Consider the following 15,181-nt stretch of genomic DNA (forward strand, 5'->3'; position numbering starts at 1 on the left):
GCCGCACCTCCATCCCGGAAATGCTTATCTATCCCACGAACGTCCGACCTTATACCCCCGCCGAGAGCGGACTCACTTCGTGAGAACCGTCGCCCAAGGCCTCTCGTGTTAGGGCACAAGACTGTTCAGGATCGTCTGTCGCCCGTGGAGTGCTCCCCAAAGTTCTGCTCACTTCCGGGACTCTCTCGACCAGGGGAGGTTCCTGAGAAGAGCCCCCGGCAGGGCCGGCCCTACACTTCGAACTGGGTCCCTGGTACCTGGCCCAACTTGGCCTCGGGTTGTTCGCAACCGACCGGTTACGAACGGCACGAGGCCCCCTCAGTTCCGCCTGGATCCCACGCGCGGAGAGCGAAGATGACATAAACGAACATGGGCCAGTGGCCCACCCTGCCACATGAAAATCGGGGACTTACACGCCGATTTTCTGAGCAAAGCCCGTTCTCAGTCATGGCCCGCCGTTTAGAGTAAACGAATGGCACAGCTTGCCACGAACCGGAGCGATCAACGATGAGGGCGGAAACCCACTCTCAGCTTGCCAACTTCATCTGGAGCATCTGCAACCTGCTCCGGGGCCCCTACAAGCGGAACGAGTATCGCAAGGTCATCCTCCCGCTGACGGTGCTCCGCCGGTTCGACTGCCTGCTCGCGCCCACCAAGGCGCTGGATCGATAATGTGTTCGTCGAGCGGCTGTGGCGGAGCGTGAAGTACGAGAGCATCTACCTCCACGCCTACGAGACTCCCCGGGAGGTGAACGTCGCGCGTGCGCGCTCCTTCGATTTCTACAATGCACACCGGCCGCATCAGAGCCTCGCATCTCGAACACCGGACGAGATGTACTTCGGAACGCAAGAGCTGAAAGAGGCAGCGTAGGATGACACACGGGTGTCCCACCGCGTCGTGCGTTGCGTGCGTGAAAAGGGCCGCACGCACGCCGCCGTGGAACACCGTGCATCGCAGTTCAACATCTAACGACAGCTCTTTTTCTGCCTAAACCGATGAGGCCACTACTGTCCGGCGAGTGCGCGGTTCTCCAGCCGACTCAAGAGCCGCACCACGGGCCACAGCATCAGGAAGTAGATGATCGCCGCCACCACGATGGGCGTCGGGTTGTAGGTGATGCTCTGCGCCTGACGCGCCTGGTAGAGGAGTTCGGGCACGGCCACCACGCTGCCGAGCGAGGTGAGCTTCACCACCTCGAGCGTGTTGGAGAGCAGGTCGGGCAGCACGTTGCGCACCGCCTGGGGCAGCACGACGTAGGCCATGGCCTGCAGGCGGGAGAGGCCGGTGGAGCGCGCGGCCTCGACCTGGCCGGCCGGCACGGAATCGATTCCCGCCCTCAGGATCTCGCCGTAGTAGGCGCCGGTGTTGAGGAAGAAGGCGATTGCCACACAGGCGAAGCCGCCCAGCTCCAGCCCGGCGAACGGCAGTCCGGCGAACAGCAGGATCAGCAGCACCAAGGGCGGAAAGGCGCGGAAGAAATCGACCCAGGCCATCAGCGGCCAGCGCACCGCGGGATTCTTCACACTCGCCAGCAGCGCCAGGATCAGCCCGCCGAACAGGCCGAGCGGCACCACGAGCAGCGACAGCAACACGGTGTTCCGGAGGCCCGCCAGCACGATCGGCCAGGAAGCGGCGATGATCTCCAGGTTGAAGAAGGTCTGGATCATCGCGTCTGACTCATCGCTTCCAGGCGAACTTGGTCTCGACCCAGCGGGCCGCCACCACGACGGGGAGGAACAGCACGATGTAGGCCGCGGCGCCCATCATCAGCGGCGAGGGATTGTAGGAGTTGGACATCGCCGAGCTCGCTTGCCCCAGGATCTCGGTGACGGCGACGACGGTGCCGAGCGAGGTGCCCTTGGTGATGGCGATGGTGCGGTTGGTGAGCGGCGGGATGGTCAGCCGGAAGGCCTGCGGCAGCACGACGTTCATCAGGGTCTGGCCGAACGACAAGCCGGTCGAGCGCGCGGCCTCCCACTGGCCCTTGGCCACCGAGGTGATGCCGGCCCAGAAGATCTCCTCGGAGAAGGCCATCAGCACGAAGGCGAGCGACAGCCAGGTCGAGACGAAGCCCGAGGGCGAGAGGTCGACGCTTGGCAGGCCGAAATAGATCAGCACGATGACGACCAGCGGCGGCAGCGAGCGGAACAGGTCGACGATGAAGATGATCAGCCAGTTGAGCGGCCGGATGGCGAGGCTTCTGAGCAGCGCCAGTGCCAGGCCGGCGGCAATACCCGTGACGACGATGAGGAGGGCAAGCTCGATCGTGACCACCACGCCGGACAGGATGTCCGGCAGGTACTTGAGCATGACCTTGGCGTTGAAGAACGTATCGGTGAAGCGGTCCCAGTTCGACATTGGATTGGTTTCGGGGGATTGGTTCCCGGGGGCAGCAGCCTCTTAATGCCGCTGGATCTGGCCGATGAAGGTGCGCGTGCGCTCGTGGGCCGGGTTCTCGAAGATCGCGGCTGGCGGCCCCTGCTCCACGATGGCGCCCTCGTCCATGAACACGACCCGGTCGGCGGCGTTGCGGGCAAAGCCCATCTCGTGGCTGACCACGATCATGGTCATGCCGCTTTCGCGCAAGGAGCGCATGACCTCGAGCACCGAGCCCACCAGCTCCGGATCGAGCGCGCTGGTCGGCTCGTCGAACAGCATGACCCGGGGCTCGAGCGCGATTGAGCGCGCGATGGCAACCCGCTGCTGCTGGCCGCCCGAGAGCTGGCCCGGCGTGTGGCCGGCGCGGTCGGCGAGCCCGACCCGCTCCAGTGCGGCCTGGCCCAGCGCCTCGGCCCCGGCGCGCGACTTGCCCGCGACCTTGCGGAGCGCGAGCGTCACGTTGCCGAGCGCCGTCATGTGCGGATAGAGGTTGAAGGACTGGAACACCATGCCGATGCGCTGGCGGGCATGGTTGATGTCGGTCCGCGGGTCGAGCATGTCGATGCCGTCCACCACGACGCTGCCGGAGGACGGCTCCTCCAGCCGGTTGAGGCAGCGCAGCAGGGTCGACTTGCCCGAGCCCGACGGCCCGATGACGAACACCAGCTCGCGTTCGGCCACCCGGAGATCGACGCCCTTCAGAACGTGAAGGGCGCCGAAATGCTTGTGGATGCCGCGCGCGTCGACGATCGGTTTGTTCATTCGCTCAGGTCAGTTGCACTTGAGCCCGTGCGGCGTCGGGTCGTAGCCCGGCATGCCCGGCACGCCGTAGCCCGGCGTGATCACCACCTCGAGGCCGTCCGGCGGCGGCTTGCGGCCGAACCACTTCTCGGACAGCCTGGCGATCGTGCCGTCCTTTTTCATGCAGTCGAGCGCATCCTGGAGCTCGGCGCGGAGCTTCGGGTTGTTCTTGGGCACCGGCGCCGCCCAGTGGGCGCGCGTCTCCTTGAGCTCGAGGTCGGCCACGAACTGCGGGTTCTTCGACGCGGCGTAGACGATGGTGGTGTTGCCGCCGAGGGTCGCATAGGCGCGGCCCGAGAGGACCGCCTGCGTGGCGTCCGGCTGGGTGTCATAGGCCTGCACCGTGAAGCCGAGCTCGGCGCCCTTGGCCTTGGACAGCGTCTCGTAGGGCGTGCCCTTGTTGACGGCCACCGACTTGCCCTTGAGATCGGCCCAGTCCTTGATCGGCGCCGAGCCCTTCTTGATGCCGAACTGGTACGCGGTCCACAGGTACCCCGCGGTGAACAGCATGTTCTCCGCCCGCTCCTTCGTCACCGTCGTCGGCGCGGCGATGAAGTCGTAGCGGCCGGACTGCATGCCCGGAATCAGGGTCGAGAAGCTCACCGCGTCGATCGTGATCTCGCGCTTCATGCGGCGCGCGACCTCGGTGAAGAGGTCGATCTGGAAGCCCTCGACGCCGCCGCCCAGCTTGGGCATGGCGTGCGGGGCGAACGTGCCGTCGACGCCGGTCTTGAGCGGTGGAAGTTTGTCTTGGGCGAATACGGGGGCGAATACGGGGGTGGCGACGGCCAGGAGCGACACCAGCAGGCACGCGAGTCGTCTGATCACGAAGAGCCTCCTTGGATGCGGAAAGGGTTTCAGAGCGCGGGGACCAGGAGCGCGCCGAGGTCGCGCACGTCCTTGAGAGTCTCGATCTCATGGACCGCCTCCACCACCCGGCGGGCCTGGGCGTCGCCGAGCACGGGTGCCGTCAGCGCGGCGAACTTCGCCACGACCTCCGACTCCGGGACCGGGTCCACCGCATCGCCACGGACCACGGTGGTCGAGGCCGTGAGCGCCCGCCCGTCGCGGAGCGTGATGCGCACGTGGGCGGTGGGATGGTCGGTGCGCCCCGGCGACATCTCGGCATCGGCCGTGACCTCGACCCGCCGGGCGAGCGCGCGGATCCGGGCGTCGTCGAGGGCGGCGGGCTCGAAGGCGGCGAGGTCCGCCCGGCCGAGGACCAGCGCCGCCGCCACCGCCCACGGAATCGAGAACTTCGCCGCGAGCCGGCTCGCCGGCGCGGGATCGGCCATGCGGAGGCCGAACGGGATCGTGGTCACCTGGACCTTCGCCACCTCGTCCCAGGCGAGCCGATGGTCGCGCGCGAGCGCCATCACCGCGTCGAGGGCGAAGTGGTTGTAGCGGCAGCAGGCGTGGAGCTTGAAATAATTCTGCTCGATGCGGTGTCGCCCGCCGAGCCCCTCGACCACGAGGGCGCCGTCAAAGCGCTCGGCCAGGATCGTGCCGTACACGTCGGAGGGCGCGTCGGAGAGCCCGGTGAAGCCGGCGCGCTGCAGGTCGACAGCCAGGATGCCCTGGAAGGCGGAGCGCCCGGGGTAGAGGTTGCGGATTGTCGCCCCTTCGAGCGCGGGCGTCCACGTGTTCGCGGGGCTCATCGACGCCGCGAGGTTCATCACCTCCCGCACCGTCGTCGCCGGAGCGCCCTCGAGCTTGGCGACGGCAGCCGCCGTGCTGATCGTCCCCCACGTGCCGTGCGAGTGCACGTTGGGCCGGACGGTGGTAGCGCCGCCGAGGCGCGAGCCGACCTCGTAGCCCGCGATCAGCGCCTCGAGCAGCCGGCCCCCGCCGAGCCGCCGCTCTTCCGCCATGGCAAGAACGCCCGGCACCACATGGATGGCGGGATGACCGCCGCCCAGGCGGTTCCCTTCGTCCACCTCGAGCGCAACCCCCGCCGTCGCGTTGGTCAGCGCCGCCCAGTAGGCGTCGGCCTTCTCGCCGTGGCCGAGCAGCGTGGACTCGCCGTGCGGCGCGCGCGCGGCGGCGAGTCCGGCGAGACGTCGGTTCTCGTCGAGCGCGCTCCCTGCCACGATGGCGCCTAGCGTGTCGAGCAGCACGTGCTTCCCGGCGGCGATCGCGCTCGCCGGCAGCGCCGGGAGCCGCGTCGCCTCCACGAAGCGAGCGAGGCGGCTTAGGTAGTCCATCAGCGGACCCTTCCAGCGATGGGCGCCTGCGGCCCGCCCCGCGACAGGTAGCATCCGAAGCCCGGCTTCTGCTCGATGGCGCCGTCGGGGCCGAGCACCGTCTGGCCCCGCACGAGCGTCATCCACGGCCTGCCGCGCGCCGGCCAGCCCTCGTAAGGCGTGAAACCCGCGATCCCGAGATGCTGCGTGCGCTCGATCGTCCACGCCGGCTCGGGGTCCCAGATCGTGAGGTCCGCGTCCGCGCCCACACGGATCACGCCCTTGCGTGGATAGAGGCCGAAGATGCGGGCCGGGTTCTCGGACAGGACGCGCGCCATCCAGGTCATCGGGAGATGACGCTTGGCCACGCCCTCGCTGTAGACGAGCGCCACCAGCGTTTCGAGCGACGGCGCGCCGAAAGGAATCGGCTTCCCCTTCGCGTCAACGAAGATGTTCTTCCATCCAGGCTCCTTGGCGGCCGGTACGCGAGGGGAGTGATCGCTGGCGACCGTCGAGACGAAGCCCCGCTCCAAGCCCGCCCAGAGCGCGGCGCCGTCGGGACCGCCGGAGGGCCTGAGCGGCGGACCGATCTTCGCGAAGGGCCCCAAGCGCTCCATCTCCGTGTCCGTGAGGAGGAGATATTGCGGGCAGGTCTCCGCCCACACCCGCTGCCCCTCGCCCTGGGCCCGCACGATGCGCTCGAGCCCGACCTTGGTCGACAGGTGGACGACATAGACGGGGCAATCGGTCAACCGCCCGATGAGGATCGCGCGGTTGATCGCCTCCTCCTCCGTCCAGTCCGGGCACGTCGCGGGAAAGTCCGTCGGGGCCGTGCGGCCCTCGGCGATCGCCTTGTCCTCCAGGTAGCAGAGGATGTCGCCGTTCTCGCAGTGGAGCTGGCAGAGGCCGCCGAGAGGGCTCAGGCGCTCCATCGTTTTCGCGATGAACTCGTCGGAGACCATGCGCTTGCCGCGCTTCTTGTACGTCATGAACAGCTTGAACGATGTCACCCCGAGCCGCACGGCTTCGGGGATGCCGTCCAGGATCGCCGGCTCGTGGTTCAGGATGAAGTGGAAGCCGAAGTCGAGCACGGAGAGGGCCTGCGCCTCCTCGCGCAGCCGGACCAGCGCCCTCGGCAGCGTCTCACCCTCGTCGCACACGACGAAGGGCACGAGCGTCGTAAGCCCCGTGCGGGCGGCGGCGAGCGGCGCCGTCTTCCAGTCGTCGTACTCCGGCCCGATGTGGAGGTGGCAGTCGATGAGCCCGGGCAGGACGTACTTGCCGGAGGCGTCGATGACCCGATCGGCGGGCGGCAGGAGCGTCTCGGAACCGAGAGCGACGATCCGGTCTCCCTTGATCGCCACCGCCGTCTCCACGACGTCGGAGGCGGTGACGACCTGCCCGCCACGGACGATCAGGTCCACGCCGGCCGTCATCGATGCGGCTCCTTCTCGGTTACGGGCGTGAGCACGGCCGCGTAGTGCTGGGGCTGCCGCCGGCCGAGGAAGTTCCACCGCTTGCGGACGGGCGCCATCTGGTCGAGGTCCAGGCGGGCGATCACGAGCTCGTCGCCGGTCGTCGTCGCCTTGGCCATCACCTGGCCGAGCGGGTTCACGATGCAGCTGCCGCCGATCAGCTCGACGCCGTCCTCCACGCCGGCCTTGGCGATGCCCACCACGAAGCACGCGTTCGCGTAAGCGCCGGAGCGCAGGCAGAGCTCGTTGAGGTCGAGCGCCAGCGCCGAGAGCGGGGTGTTGTAGCCGATCAGGATGACCTCGGCGCCCTGGAGGGCCAGGCACCGGTAACTCTCGGGATAGCGCCGGTCCTGGCAGATCGCGATACCGACCTTCGCGCCGCACGCCTCGAAGACCTTGTAGCCGGTGTCGCCGTGCTCGAAGTAGTAGGGCTCGTACACCTGCGCGAAACCGTCCGCCGCCTTCGTGCCGGGCAGGTGGATCTTCCGGAACGTGCCGCGGAGCCGGCCATCGCGGTCGGTGAGGAGGGCGGTGTTGAAGTACTTCCCGTCCGCCTTCTCGCAGAAGCCCACGTGGACCGCCACGCGGGCCTCGGCCGCGCGCCGGAGCAGGGGCTCGAGGACCTTGGGAGGAACCTCCGTCTCGAAGAACTGGTCGAAGTCTTTCCGGATGCGCTTCGGGAAGTAGGTGGTCAGCGCCATCTCCGGATACGCGATCAACTCGACGCCTTGGTGAACGGCATCGGCAAGCAGGGCGAGCATGCGCTCGACGATCTCGTCGCGGCTCGCGCCCTCCTGGTTCGGGCCCATCTGGGCTGCGGCGATCTTCAGATAGCGGGCCATAATCAGCTCTCCTCTCACGTCGGATTCCGGAACGCCGCCTCACGCTGATATCGCATTCGGCGTCCCCCGGCAAGCCCGGGCCCTCTCACGGCGCGCACGCGCGGATCGCCTCCATCACGCGAGCTTCGCGTCCCCTCCCCCGCCTCGCGGGCTGATGATCGGCAGGCGGAGCCGCCCATAGGAAACATTAGCGTCAGTTCGCATCACGCGGCCCGTGCAGCGGGCATCCGAGACCCCCTGAAACACCCCAGCGTCGTCGAGCCGCCGGCCCCGGAGCCGTCCGTCGTCAGCGCCTTTGGGACTTAGTGAGGCTGCGCGGAACCGATAGGTCGCCAGTCAGCTCGCCCCGGGTGCCCTGCATGGCTGCGGCCCGATTGTAGCGAACACGCCCGGCCAGGGTCCGGCTCTTTTGGGCCGCCGGGAGGACCTCGGGGCTCGTGTAGACCAGCAGATTGAGCCGCGCCTTAAGCGTTTCGTGGAAGCGCTCGAGCTTGCCATTGGTCTGGGGGTGATGGGGCGCGCTGCCGGATTTCCGGCACCAGGGGGGGGGTCAGCCCTCATGGCGGAAGGCCGCTTCGTAGATCACCGGCATCGTCCCGCTGGAGAGTGCCCCCGGCTGGGGCCGATTGTACTCGCGGAAGGGAACGCCGGGATCCGGTGCGAAGCCGACACAACCTAACTCGGCGGCGAGCTGAGCCTCAGTGAGGAAGCACTGCGGCTCGCCGGAGAACTGGGTGAACACGAAGGGTTCGCCGACCACGCCCTCCGTCTGCGGCGGGAAGGTGTTCCGCGAGAAGGTGAACACGAACAGTCCCGCCCCTGGCTTGGCCACACGGGCCGTCTCGCCGAGCGCCCGCCGGAACTGCACTGCGGAACGCGCGAGGTTCCAGATGCCGTGAGCGATCACGAGGTCGAAGCTGCGGTCCCTCGCGGGAATACTCTCCATCGGCGCGAGGACCAGATGAAGGCGGTCGTCGAGTCGATCCTCCCGCGTGCGCGTGGCGGCGGCGCAGAGCATGGGCCACGATAGGTCGATGCCGACGACCTCCCAGCCGAGGCGCGCGAGCGGGACGGCGTTACGCCCCGCACCGCAGCCGAGGTCGAGCGCGCGCGCGCTCCCGGAGCGCCGCAGTTCCTCTTCCGCGAACTTCATCAGGACGGCGTTCGGAGCCGACTTCGCGAATCCCGCCACGGTACCGGAAGCGCTCCACTGCGAGCCTGCGAGAGGGTCCATGCTCGAAACATAGCACGCGGGGAAAAGATCCTGAGGCATGATGGATGCACATGGCGACCGACACTGACATCCGCGAGGCGCTGCTCCACGTCGTCGACCCCGAGATCGGCGTCAACGTCGTCGACCTCGGGCTCGTGTATCGAATCCAGGTGGAGGGTGGGCGCGCCCGCATCGCGATGACGATGACGAGCCCCACGTGCCCGCTGGCGGATTACCTGAAGGATCTCGTCACGTCGGCGATCCGGCAGCACGTCCCGGACGTGGTGGACGTCGACATCAACCTCGAGTGGGAGCCCCCGTGGGATCCCGACATGATGTCGGACGAGGCCAGACGGCAGCTCGACGAGGGCGAGCCCTGATGCGGCTGGCAGCGCGGCGGGTTCCGATGTTGTTCGTCGGGCTGCTGTCGATGGCGTACGGGATGTGGCTCGGCCTGGTGCGGCTTGGGTGGAATCTGCCGCTGCCATCGCAGGACATGTTGATCGCGCACGGGCCGCTGATGGTCTGCGGGTTTCTCGGCACACTCATCAGCCTCGAGCGGGCGGTCGGCCTCGGCTCCCGATGGGGCTATGCCGCGCCGGTGCTCGTCGCGGCGGGCGCTCTGATGCTGGATCTCGATCCCATCGGCTCATTCGGGCCGATCATGATCACGGCCGGCAGTCTCGTCATGGTCGCGATCTTCGTGGTCGTGTGGCGACGGCACGCGTCGCTCTTCGTCGCGACGATGACGATTGGCGCGCTGGCCTGGACGGCCGGCAACGTGCAGTGGCTCGGCGGCGCGCCGATTTTTCGCGTCGTGTTCTGGTGGCTGGCGTTCCTGGTGCTGACGATCGCGGGCGAGCGGCTCGAGCTGAATCGGGTGTTGCGGCCGACACGTGCCGTCCGCTGGGCGTTTGTCCTTGCGATGGTAACGGTCCTGGGCGGCGTCGCCGCGGCGACGTGGTGGCCGGAGCCAGGCGTCCGCGCACTGGGCGTGGGACTCATCGCGCTGACGTGGTGGCTGGCGCGGCACGACGTCGCGCGGCGGACGGTCCGTCAGCGCGGCGTTACGCGGTTCATGGCAATCTGCCTGCTCGGCGGCTACGCCTGGCTGGGTGTGGGCGGGGCCATCGCAGCCGGCACCGGTGTCGCGATGCCGGGCTTGCTGTACGACGCGATGCTCCATGCCGTGTTCCTCGGGTTCGTGATCTCGATGGTGTTCGCGCACGCGCCGGTCATTTTCCCCGCCGTCCTCGGCCTCCCGGTCGAGTACCGCCCGGCGTTCTATCTCCACGTCGGCGTCCTGCACGTCTCGTTGATCCTGAGGGTCGTCGGAGATCTGATCGACAGTCTGGGACGGTGGCGGGCCTGGGGCGGCTTGCTCAGCGCGGCCGCGCTGCTGCTGTTCATGTTCAACACGGGCCGGTCGATGGCCTTGAGAGGACATCATGGCGACCCCATCTGAAATGCCCGCTGCCGCACCCGTCCCGCCGCTGGGGCCGGCCGGCTACCAGGAGGGAGCGGTGGTCAGCCGCACGCTCCTCAAGCGCCCCGGCGGAACGATCACGTTGTTCGCGTTCGACGAAGGCCAGGCATTGAGCGAGCACACGGCGCCGTTCGACGCGGTGGCGCACGTCCTGGAAGGTGACGCCGAAATCACCATTGCCGGCCAATCAGCCGCACGCGGTCAATGCGCGCACGCGGTTCAAGATGCTGTTGACGATGATCCGGTCGGTCTGACGTCGGCGGGTTCGAGCGCTAGTAGCGTTCGAACAGCATAGCGAAGAAGAACAGCAGCGTGTGTCTGGTGTCGCGGGCGACATTCCAGGATTACAGCATCTCGCTCGACAATGTCCTTCGCGAGAGCGGCGTGGGCAAGGGCAACTTCTACTACCACTTCAAGAGCAAGGAAGAGCTCTGCTACGCCATCATCGACCGGCTGGTGCGCGGCTTTCTCGAGCGCACCCTCGAGCAAGACTTGGCGTAGTGGGGCAACTCTCAGAGGTGTGATTCTGAAATGACGCCAGCCGAGATTCTCGATCTCGTAGGGCCTCTCGACGATTCTCCCGGCGAGGGTACACCCAGAGAGCGCTTTCGTGTCTACCTGAAGAAGTCTGTCACCGCCGCTGGCGCTCTGCGTGGAATCTAAGACATCCTCGGGCACTCGGACTTCAAGATGACCCTGCGCTACGCCCACGTCTCCTCGGCGCACCTGCTCTCGGCGGTCGTTGTCGGGTACATCCAGCAGGTGCCGGGAGGAGGGTTCTTCATGAGCGCCAAGGATCTGGGACTCTTTCGTGGACGCACCCTCCAACAGCAGCGCGTGTTCTGGGTAGCGGAGCTACCCGCCTACGTGAGTTCTGGTCGAAGTCGACCGGGTCGAATGTGAACACGTAGCGACTACGGCGAAGTCGACCTGCAGCGTGATTGCATGAGGTCGGCAGAGTCGACGATCTCTGGCGTGTCCGAGTTTTGTCCGAGAACTACTGGGAGGCCACCGCCGCGAGGACCACTGAGTACAGTCCCCGCGGCGGCTCGTGTTCGGAGTTAGGTCGAGAAAACCCCCTTGTGACCACACCCGGGACAGCTGAGGCTGTGGCTCTTATTTCTGCTCAGCTTGGTCTCCCAGCTGTAGCCGCACTCGGAGCAGTCCAGCTAGTACAGCCCTACGGCAAGAGAAAGCGCACTCAAGCGTAGCTAACATAAAACTCGTTCTCAGTCATGGCCCGCCTTGCCCGAGGGTCTTCCCCGCTGGGGTCTGCAGTGGCACAGAGCGCCGTTGCGCCCGACCGGAGCGTGACATAGGCCGCCACCTCCTCGCCCACCTCGCCGTGAGGCGCTCCCACCCCCGCGGCCTCGGCGACGGTCGGTTGCGTCAGCAGGGCCGGCTCGAGAGCGTAGAGCGGCAGGACTGGGACCCGCCTATAGGCGCCCGTGTAGTGGCTGAGCGTCAGCAGGCAGGCGAGCCCGAGGACCTTATTTTCGGCCTTCACCCCGCATATAATACGTCCCCCGATGCCGAAAGCGTACGGCGGGAAGTTCTGGGACGAGCTGATGGTCGGCCAGGAGTTCTGGACGGGTGGCCGGACCGTGACCGAGGGCGACGTGCTGGCCTTCTCGGGGCTCACGGGCGATTTCAATCCCCTCCACGTGGACGAGGAGTTCGCGCGCACGAGCCCATTCGGGACGCGCGTCCCGCACGGTCCGTTGATCCACGACATGTACCTGGGCCTGCTTGACCGTCTGGGGCTCGTTGCCGGCACCGCGCTGGCGTTCCTCGAGCTCCGCTGGAAGTTCCTGGCGCCCGTCCTGGTGGGCGACACGGTCCATGCGCGCGTCGTCGTCCAGGCTAAGCGCGAAGTCGAGAAGCGCGATCGCGGGATCGTCACCTTCGCCGTGACGCTGTTCAATCAGCGAGAAGAGCCGGTTCAGGAGGGGGAGCACATCCTGCTCCTCGCGCGTCGGCCGGGATGATCCCGAGAGTCGTGTCGGCGTGCCGTTCCACAAGCGCGTTCCGTCTGAACAGGAAGCCCAGGCCGTCGCTCTTCAGGCTGCCAAGAAATGGATTGATCGCCAAGTAAGCGGATGATCCCGCGTGGGCCGAAGGGGGAGTGAGCGAGTTGAGCCGTCAGGTTGTCTTATTTCCCCTTGGTCATACTCGGCGAACCCGTGAGAATCGCCTTGTACCCGGTACCTATGTGCCCGTTTATCCAAGCCAGACGGGTGTGGTCACTGGGCGCGGGGTCTCGGTACGGGCGCGGGGTAGTCCAGCGCCGCCCGGACCGCCCGCTCCAGCGCGGGAACCGTGAACGGCTTGTCCAGAAAGGGCTCCCCAGGGGCCAGCCGAGTCCGATAGTCCTCGATCTCCTTGGTGCGGTACGCGGACATCAGGAGGATCTTGACCTCTGGGCGGATGGCCCGGACTTCCGCCGCCAGTTGCAGCCCGCTCATGAGGGGCATCACCACGTCCGTGAGGAGTAAATGGAGGGGCTCGGCGTGGGTGCGGGCGAGCCGGAGCACATGGCGCGGGTCTCCCGTGCCAAAGACCGTGTAGCCAGCCATTCGCAAGATGTCCACGGCCAGCGAGAGTACCTCCGGGTCGTCATCGACCACGAGGATCGTTTCGGCTGGCTTCAGCGATGGGGCAGCCATGCTTACCTCTGACGGTCCACTTCAGCACGAAAGCCGGCAAAGCTCCAGAGGGTTACCCGGGTTCAAGGATGTTGGCTACGTTTGGGCGCGGGCTGTCAACGATCGGGCTTGCGCCGCGCGCGCTGGCGCGGATAATCGAGGCGCCATGGACGACCTCACCCTCGGCCGCCTCCGCGTCTCCGCCGTCGTCGAGCGCGCGGGCCCCACCCGGCCCACCTGGCTGCTGCCCGACGCCACGCCGGAGGCGCTGGAGCGACACCGCGAGTGGCTGGCCCCGCACTTCCTCGACGACCGGGGCCGCCTGCTCCAGAGCATCCACGCCTTCGTGGTCCGGGCGCCCGGCCTCACCGCCCTGGTGGACACCTGCGTGGGGAACGACAAGGACCGCGGCGGCCAGGCGCCCTTCCACATGATGCGGACGAATTTCCTCGAGGATCTCCGCGCCGTCGGTGTTCCCCCCGAGTCCGTGGACCTCGTGATCTGCACGCATCTGCACGTGGACCACGTGGGCTGGAACACCCGGCTGGACAATGGCCGCTGGGTGCCGACCTTCCCGCGCGCGCGGCACCTCTTCGCGCGGACCGAGTGGGGGCACTGGTCGAGCGAGCGGGAGCCCAATACCCGCCGGATCATGGCGGACAGCGTGCAACCGGTCCTGGACGCGGGCCTCGCCATGCTGGTGGAGGTGGACCACCGAGTGTCCGACGAGCTGTGGCTCGAGCCTACGCCGGGACACACGCCCGGCCACGTCAGCGTGCGGCTCTCTTCGGGAGACGGCGAGGCCGTCATCACAGGCGACCTCATGCATCACCCCGTCCAGGTCGCCGAGCCCAGCTGGGGTAGCCATTTTGACTCCGATGTGGAGCAGGCGCGGAAGACGCGGCGCGCGTTCTGCGAGCGCTATGCGGACGGGCCGATCGCCGTGCTCGGCACCCACTTCAACCATCCGACCGCGGGTCGGATCCTGCGCCATGGCGACGCCTGGCGCTTCGTCGTGCCCGCCTGATGGACCTTCAGGGGCGCGGGGCGACGTGGGCACTGGCCGAAGGCTAGGGCGAGGCGAGGCGCACTTCAAGTGTCAGGAGTCGGATACACTCCGGTCTACGATGAAGAAGAAGGTCTGCGGGCACCCATCTGGCTCGACGACGCGCACCACGCACTCCCGACGCCTCCCTGGTCTAGAATGAGGGCATGGTAGACAGCTTTGGCGAGTTGGAGGCGTCGAGCCTCTTCTGCCCCCGCTGCAAGCGGGCGACGCCCGTGCGGAAGAAGCTCCTCCTCGTCCTGCCGAGCGGCAACAAGTACGACTACACGTGCAGTGTCTGCGGGACGCAGGTAGGCGGAAAGACCGACTCCGACAGCAGCGACTTTCACCGCGCGGCGTCAGCTTCGCGGACGCCTCCGCCCCCTCGTCCTGGCCGCCCTACCTCCCGATAGCCATTCCGAGTCGACTGACGCCCATCTGGAGTGCACCCCGTTTGGACTGCGCACCGTGGGGACGTAAGATGCGGCCGGAGCGGCCATGGGCAATCATCCACGGAAGGCAGATGGGCGGCGGGTCTTTAGCGCGGAGTTCAAGCGGACGACGGTCCAGCGCATCCTGACGGGCGAGAAGACGGTCGCCGAGCTCAGCCGCGATCGGGACATCACGCCGAGCGTGATCCGCAACTGGGCGCGGCGCCCGATGATCGGCGTGATTCCTCGATCGCCGGATCGATCAGCCCGGGCGGGATGGCGCGCGGTCCCCGCCCGGAAGGCAGCGGCCGCGGCACTCCCGTGGGTCGCGGCATGCGCGTTGATGGTCGTGGTTGCCGGTTGTACAACGCCGCGCGGGAGCGTTCCCGCTCCGCCGCCATTGCTGATGGAGGACGAGGTCCAGACAGGTCAGGCATCCTGGTATGGCGAGCCCTACCATGGCCGTCGCACGGCAAGCGGTGAGATCTATGATATGCACCAGCTCACGGCCGCGCATCCGCACGATCTGCCGCTCCGGCCGACAGACGATCCTGAACAGTCTTGTGCCCTAACACGAGAGGCCTTGGGCGACGGTTCTCACGAAGTGAGTCCGCTCTCGGCGGGGGTATAAGGTCGGACGTTCGTGGGATAGATAAGCATTTCCGGGATGGAGGTGCGGC

At 67.3% G+C, this 15,181-nt stretch carries 15 protein-coding genes and 5 pseudogenes; 10 read left to right on the forward strand and 10 right to left on the reverse strand.

The features are described from left to right. Positions 1 to 507: 507 nt before the first annotated feature. Together Q7W02_08510 and Q7W02_08515 are read left to right on the forward strand one after the other, a co-directional pair. A pseudogene (locus Q7W02_08510) lies at positions 508 to 657 on the forward strand (type I restriction-modification system subunit M N-terminal domain-containing protein). A gap of 4 nt (positions 658 to 661) precedes the next feature. Further along, a pseudogene (locus Q7W02_08515) lies at positions 662 to 871 on the forward strand (integrase core domain-containing protein). A gap of 134 nt (positions 872 to 1,005) precedes the next feature. On the opposite strand, the gene Q7W02_08520 reads toward Q7W02_08515, so the two are convergent. The 8 genes from Q7W02_08520 to Q7W02_08555 form a co-directional block, all read right to left on the reverse strand. Then, entirely contained in the window at positions 1,006 to 1,668 is a 663-nt protein-coding gene (locus Q7W02_08520; protein ID MDO8476226.1) for an amino acid ABC transporter permease, read from the reverse strand. 10 nt (positions 1,669 to 1,678) lie between these two features. After that, positions 1,679 to 2,359 (reverse strand): amino acid ABC transporter permease, encoded by a 681-nt coding sequence (locus Q7W02_08525; GenBank protein ID MDO8476227.1) that lies wholly within the window; start codon positions 2,357 to 2,359, stop codon positions 1,679 to 1,681. A 42-nt stretch (positions 2,360 to 2,401) separates the two neighbouring features. Further along, entirely contained in the window at positions 2,402 to 3,142 is a 741-nt protein-coding gene (locus tag Q7W02_08530) for an amino acid ABC transporter ATP-binding protein (protein MDO8476228.1), read from the reverse strand. Positions 3,143 to 3,151: 9 nt separating this feature from the next. Then, positions 3,152 to 4,006, reverse strand: coding sequence for a transporter substrate-binding domain-containing protein (locus tag Q7W02_08535; protein ID MDO8476229.1), 855 nt, complete (start codon positions 4,004 to 4,006; stop codon positions 3,152 to 3,154). A 32-nt stretch (positions 4,007 to 4,038) separates the two neighbouring features. Then, positions 4,039 to 5,385: an MmgE/PrpD family protein gene (locus Q7W02_08540; protein MDO8476230.1), complete on the reverse strand. Its 1,347-nt coding sequence runs from the start codon at positions 5,383 to 5,385 to the stop codon at positions 4,039 to 4,041. Beyond that, complete coding sequence (locus tag Q7W02_08545) at positions 5,385 to 6,800, reverse strand: amidohydrolase family protein (protein MDO8476231.1); 1,416 nt, start codon at positions 6,798 to 6,800, stop codon at positions 5,385 to 5,387. Before Q7W02_08545 ends, Q7W02_08540 begins: the two co-directional genes overlap by 1 nt. Further along, entirely contained in the window at positions 6,797 to 7,681 is an 885-nt protein-coding gene (locus tag Q7W02_08550; protein ID MDO8476232.1) for a nitrilase-related carbon-nitrogen hydrolase, read from the reverse strand. Before Q7W02_08550 ends, Q7W02_08545 begins: the two co-directional genes overlap by 4 nt. A gap of 550 nt (positions 7,682 to 8,231) precedes the next feature. Next, positions 8,232 to 8,915 carry a class I SAM-dependent methyltransferase gene (locus tag Q7W02_08555; protein ID MDO8476233.1) on the reverse strand — a complete coding sequence of 228 codons (684 nt, stop codon included), beginning with the start codon at positions 8,913 to 8,915 and terminating at the stop codon, positions 8,232 to 8,234. Between the two features lie 50 nt (positions 8,916 to 8,965). Between Q7W02_08555 and Q7W02_08560 the strand changes: the two genes are divergently transcribed. The 4 genes and pseudogenes from Q7W02_08560 to Q7W02_08575 all read left to right on the forward strand — a co-directional run bounded on the left by Q7W02_08560 (position 8,966) and on the right by Q7W02_08575 (position 10,881). Next, positions 8,966 to 9,274: a metal-sulfur cluster assembly factor gene (locus tag Q7W02_08560; GenBank protein MDO8476234.1), complete on the forward strand. Its 309-nt coding sequence runs from the start codon at positions 8,966 to 8,968 to the stop codon at positions 9,272 to 9,274. Beyond that, positions 9,274 to 10,359, forward strand: a complete 1,086-nt coding sequence (locus Q7W02_08565) for a hypothetical protein (protein ID MDO8476235.1) — start codon at positions 9,274 to 9,276, stop codon at positions 10,357 to 10,359. Before Q7W02_08560 ends, Q7W02_08565 begins: the two co-directional genes overlap by 1 nt. A gap of 1 nt (position 10,360) precedes the next feature. Then, positions 10,361 to 10,634: pseudogene (locus Q7W02_08570) on the forward strand (cupin domain-containing protein). A gap of 58 nt (positions 10,635 to 10,692) precedes the next feature. After that, on the forward strand, positions 10,693 to 10,881 hold the full coding sequence (locus tag Q7W02_08575; protein ID MDO8476236.1) for a TetR/AcrR family transcriptional regulator: 189 nt from the start codon (positions 10,693 to 10,695) through the stop codon (positions 10,879 to 10,881). Between the two features lie 700 nt (positions 10,882 to 11,581). Here Q7W02_08575 and Q7W02_08580 read toward each other — a convergent pair. Beyond that, positions 11,582 to 11,887 (reverse strand): hypothetical protein, encoded by a 306-nt coding sequence (locus Q7W02_08580; protein ID MDO8476237.1) that lies wholly within the window; start codon positions 11,885 to 11,887, stop codon positions 11,582 to 11,584. A 22-nt stretch (positions 11,888 to 11,909) separates the two neighbouring features. On the opposite strand from Q7W02_08580, the gene Q7W02_08585 reads away from it, so the two are divergent. Then, on the forward strand, positions 11,910 to 12,368 hold the full coding sequence (locus Q7W02_08585; GenBank protein ID MDO8476238.1) for a MaoC/PaaZ C-terminal domain-containing protein: 459 nt from the start codon (positions 11,910 to 11,912) through the stop codon (positions 12,366 to 12,368). A gap of 255 nt (positions 12,369 to 12,623) precedes the next feature. Here the strand turns inward: Q7W02_08585 and Q7W02_08590 are convergent, their stop codons facing one another. Continuing rightward, complete coding sequence (locus Q7W02_08590; protein ID MDO8476239.1) at positions 12,624 to 13,046, reverse strand: response regulator; 423 nt, start codon at positions 13,044 to 13,046, stop codon at positions 12,624 to 12,626. A 145-nt stretch (positions 13,047 to 13,191) separates the two neighbouring features. On the opposite strand from Q7W02_08590, the gene Q7W02_08595 reads away from it, so the two are divergent. The 3 genes and pseudogenes from Q7W02_08595 to Q7W02_08605 all read left to right on the forward strand — a co-directional run bounded on the left by Q7W02_08595 (position 13,192) and on the right by Q7W02_08605 (position 15,036). Beyond that, positions 13,192 to 14,052 (forward strand): MBL fold metallo-hydrolase, encoded by an 861-nt coding sequence (locus Q7W02_08595; GenBank protein MDO8476240.1) that lies wholly within the window; start codon positions 13,192 to 13,194, stop codon positions 14,050 to 14,052. Positions 14,053 to 14,568: 516 nt separating this feature from the next. After that, a pseudogene (locus Q7W02_08600) lies at positions 14,569 to 14,715 on the forward strand (transposase). A gap of 207 nt (positions 14,716 to 14,922) precedes the next feature. After that, positions 14,923 to 15,036 (forward strand): annotated as a pseudogene (locus Q7W02_08605) (septal ring lytic transglycosylase RlpA family protein). Positions 15,037 to 15,181 lie beyond the last annotated feature (145 nt).

It is taken from the genome of Candidatus Rokuibacteriota bacterium, assembly GCA_030647435.1.
Lineage (GTDB): Bacteria > Methylomirabilota > Methylomirabilia > Rokubacteriales > CSP1-6 > AR37.

What these genes read in the sequence shown, in the direction of transcription:
- Q7W02_08530 (MDO8476228.1), bottom strand. Translation starts at nt 3,142, where the DNA reads ATGAACAAACCGATCGTCGACGCGCGCGGCATCCACAAGCATTTCGGC.
- Q7W02_08520 (MDO8476226.1), bottom strand. Translation starts at nt 1,668, where the DNA reads ATGATCCAGACCTTCTTCAACCTGGAGATCATCGCCGCTTCCTGGCCG.
- Q7W02_08565 (MDO8476235.1), top strand. Translation starts at nt 9,274, where the DNA reads ATGCGGCTGGCAGCGCGGCGGGTTCCGATGTTGTTCGTCGGGCTGCTG.
- Q7W02_08590 (MDO8476239.1), bottom strand. Translation starts at nt 13,046, where the DNA reads ATGGCTGCCCCATCGCTGAAGCCAGCCGAAACGATCCTCGTGGTCGAT.
- Q7W02_08595 (MDO8476240.1), top strand. Translation starts at nt 13,192, where the DNA reads ATGGACGACCTCACCCTCGGCCGCCTCCGCGTCTCCGCCGTCGTCGAG.
- Q7W02_08555 (MDO8476233.1), bottom strand. Translation starts at nt 8,915, where the DNA reads ATGGACCCTCTCGCAGGCTCGCAGTGGAGCGCTTCCGGTACCGTGGCG.
- Q7W02_08560 (MDO8476234.1), top strand. Translation starts at nt 8,966, where the DNA reads ATGGCGACCGACACTGACATCCGCGAGGCGCTGCTCCACGTCGTCGAC.
- Q7W02_08585 (MDO8476238.1), top strand. Translation starts at nt 11,910, where the DNA reads ATGCCGAAAGCGTACGGCGGGAAGTTCTGGGACGAGCTGATGGTCGGC.
- Q7W02_08540 (MDO8476230.1), bottom strand. Translation starts at nt 5,385, where the DNA reads ATGGACTACCTAAGCCGCCTCGCTCGCTTCGTGGAGGCGACGCGGCTC.
- Q7W02_08550 (MDO8476232.1), bottom strand. Translation starts at nt 7,681, where the DNA reads ATGGCCCGCTATCTGAAGATCGCCGCAGCCCAGATGGGCCCGAACCAG.
- Q7W02_08545 (MDO8476231.1), bottom strand. Translation starts at nt 6,800, where the DNA reads ATGACGGCCGGCGTGGACCTGATCGTCCGTGGCGGGCAGGTCGTCACC.
- Q7W02_08525 (MDO8476227.1), bottom strand. Translation starts at nt 2,359, where the DNA reads ATGTCGAACTGGGACCGCTTCACCGATACGTTCTTCAACGCCAAGGTC.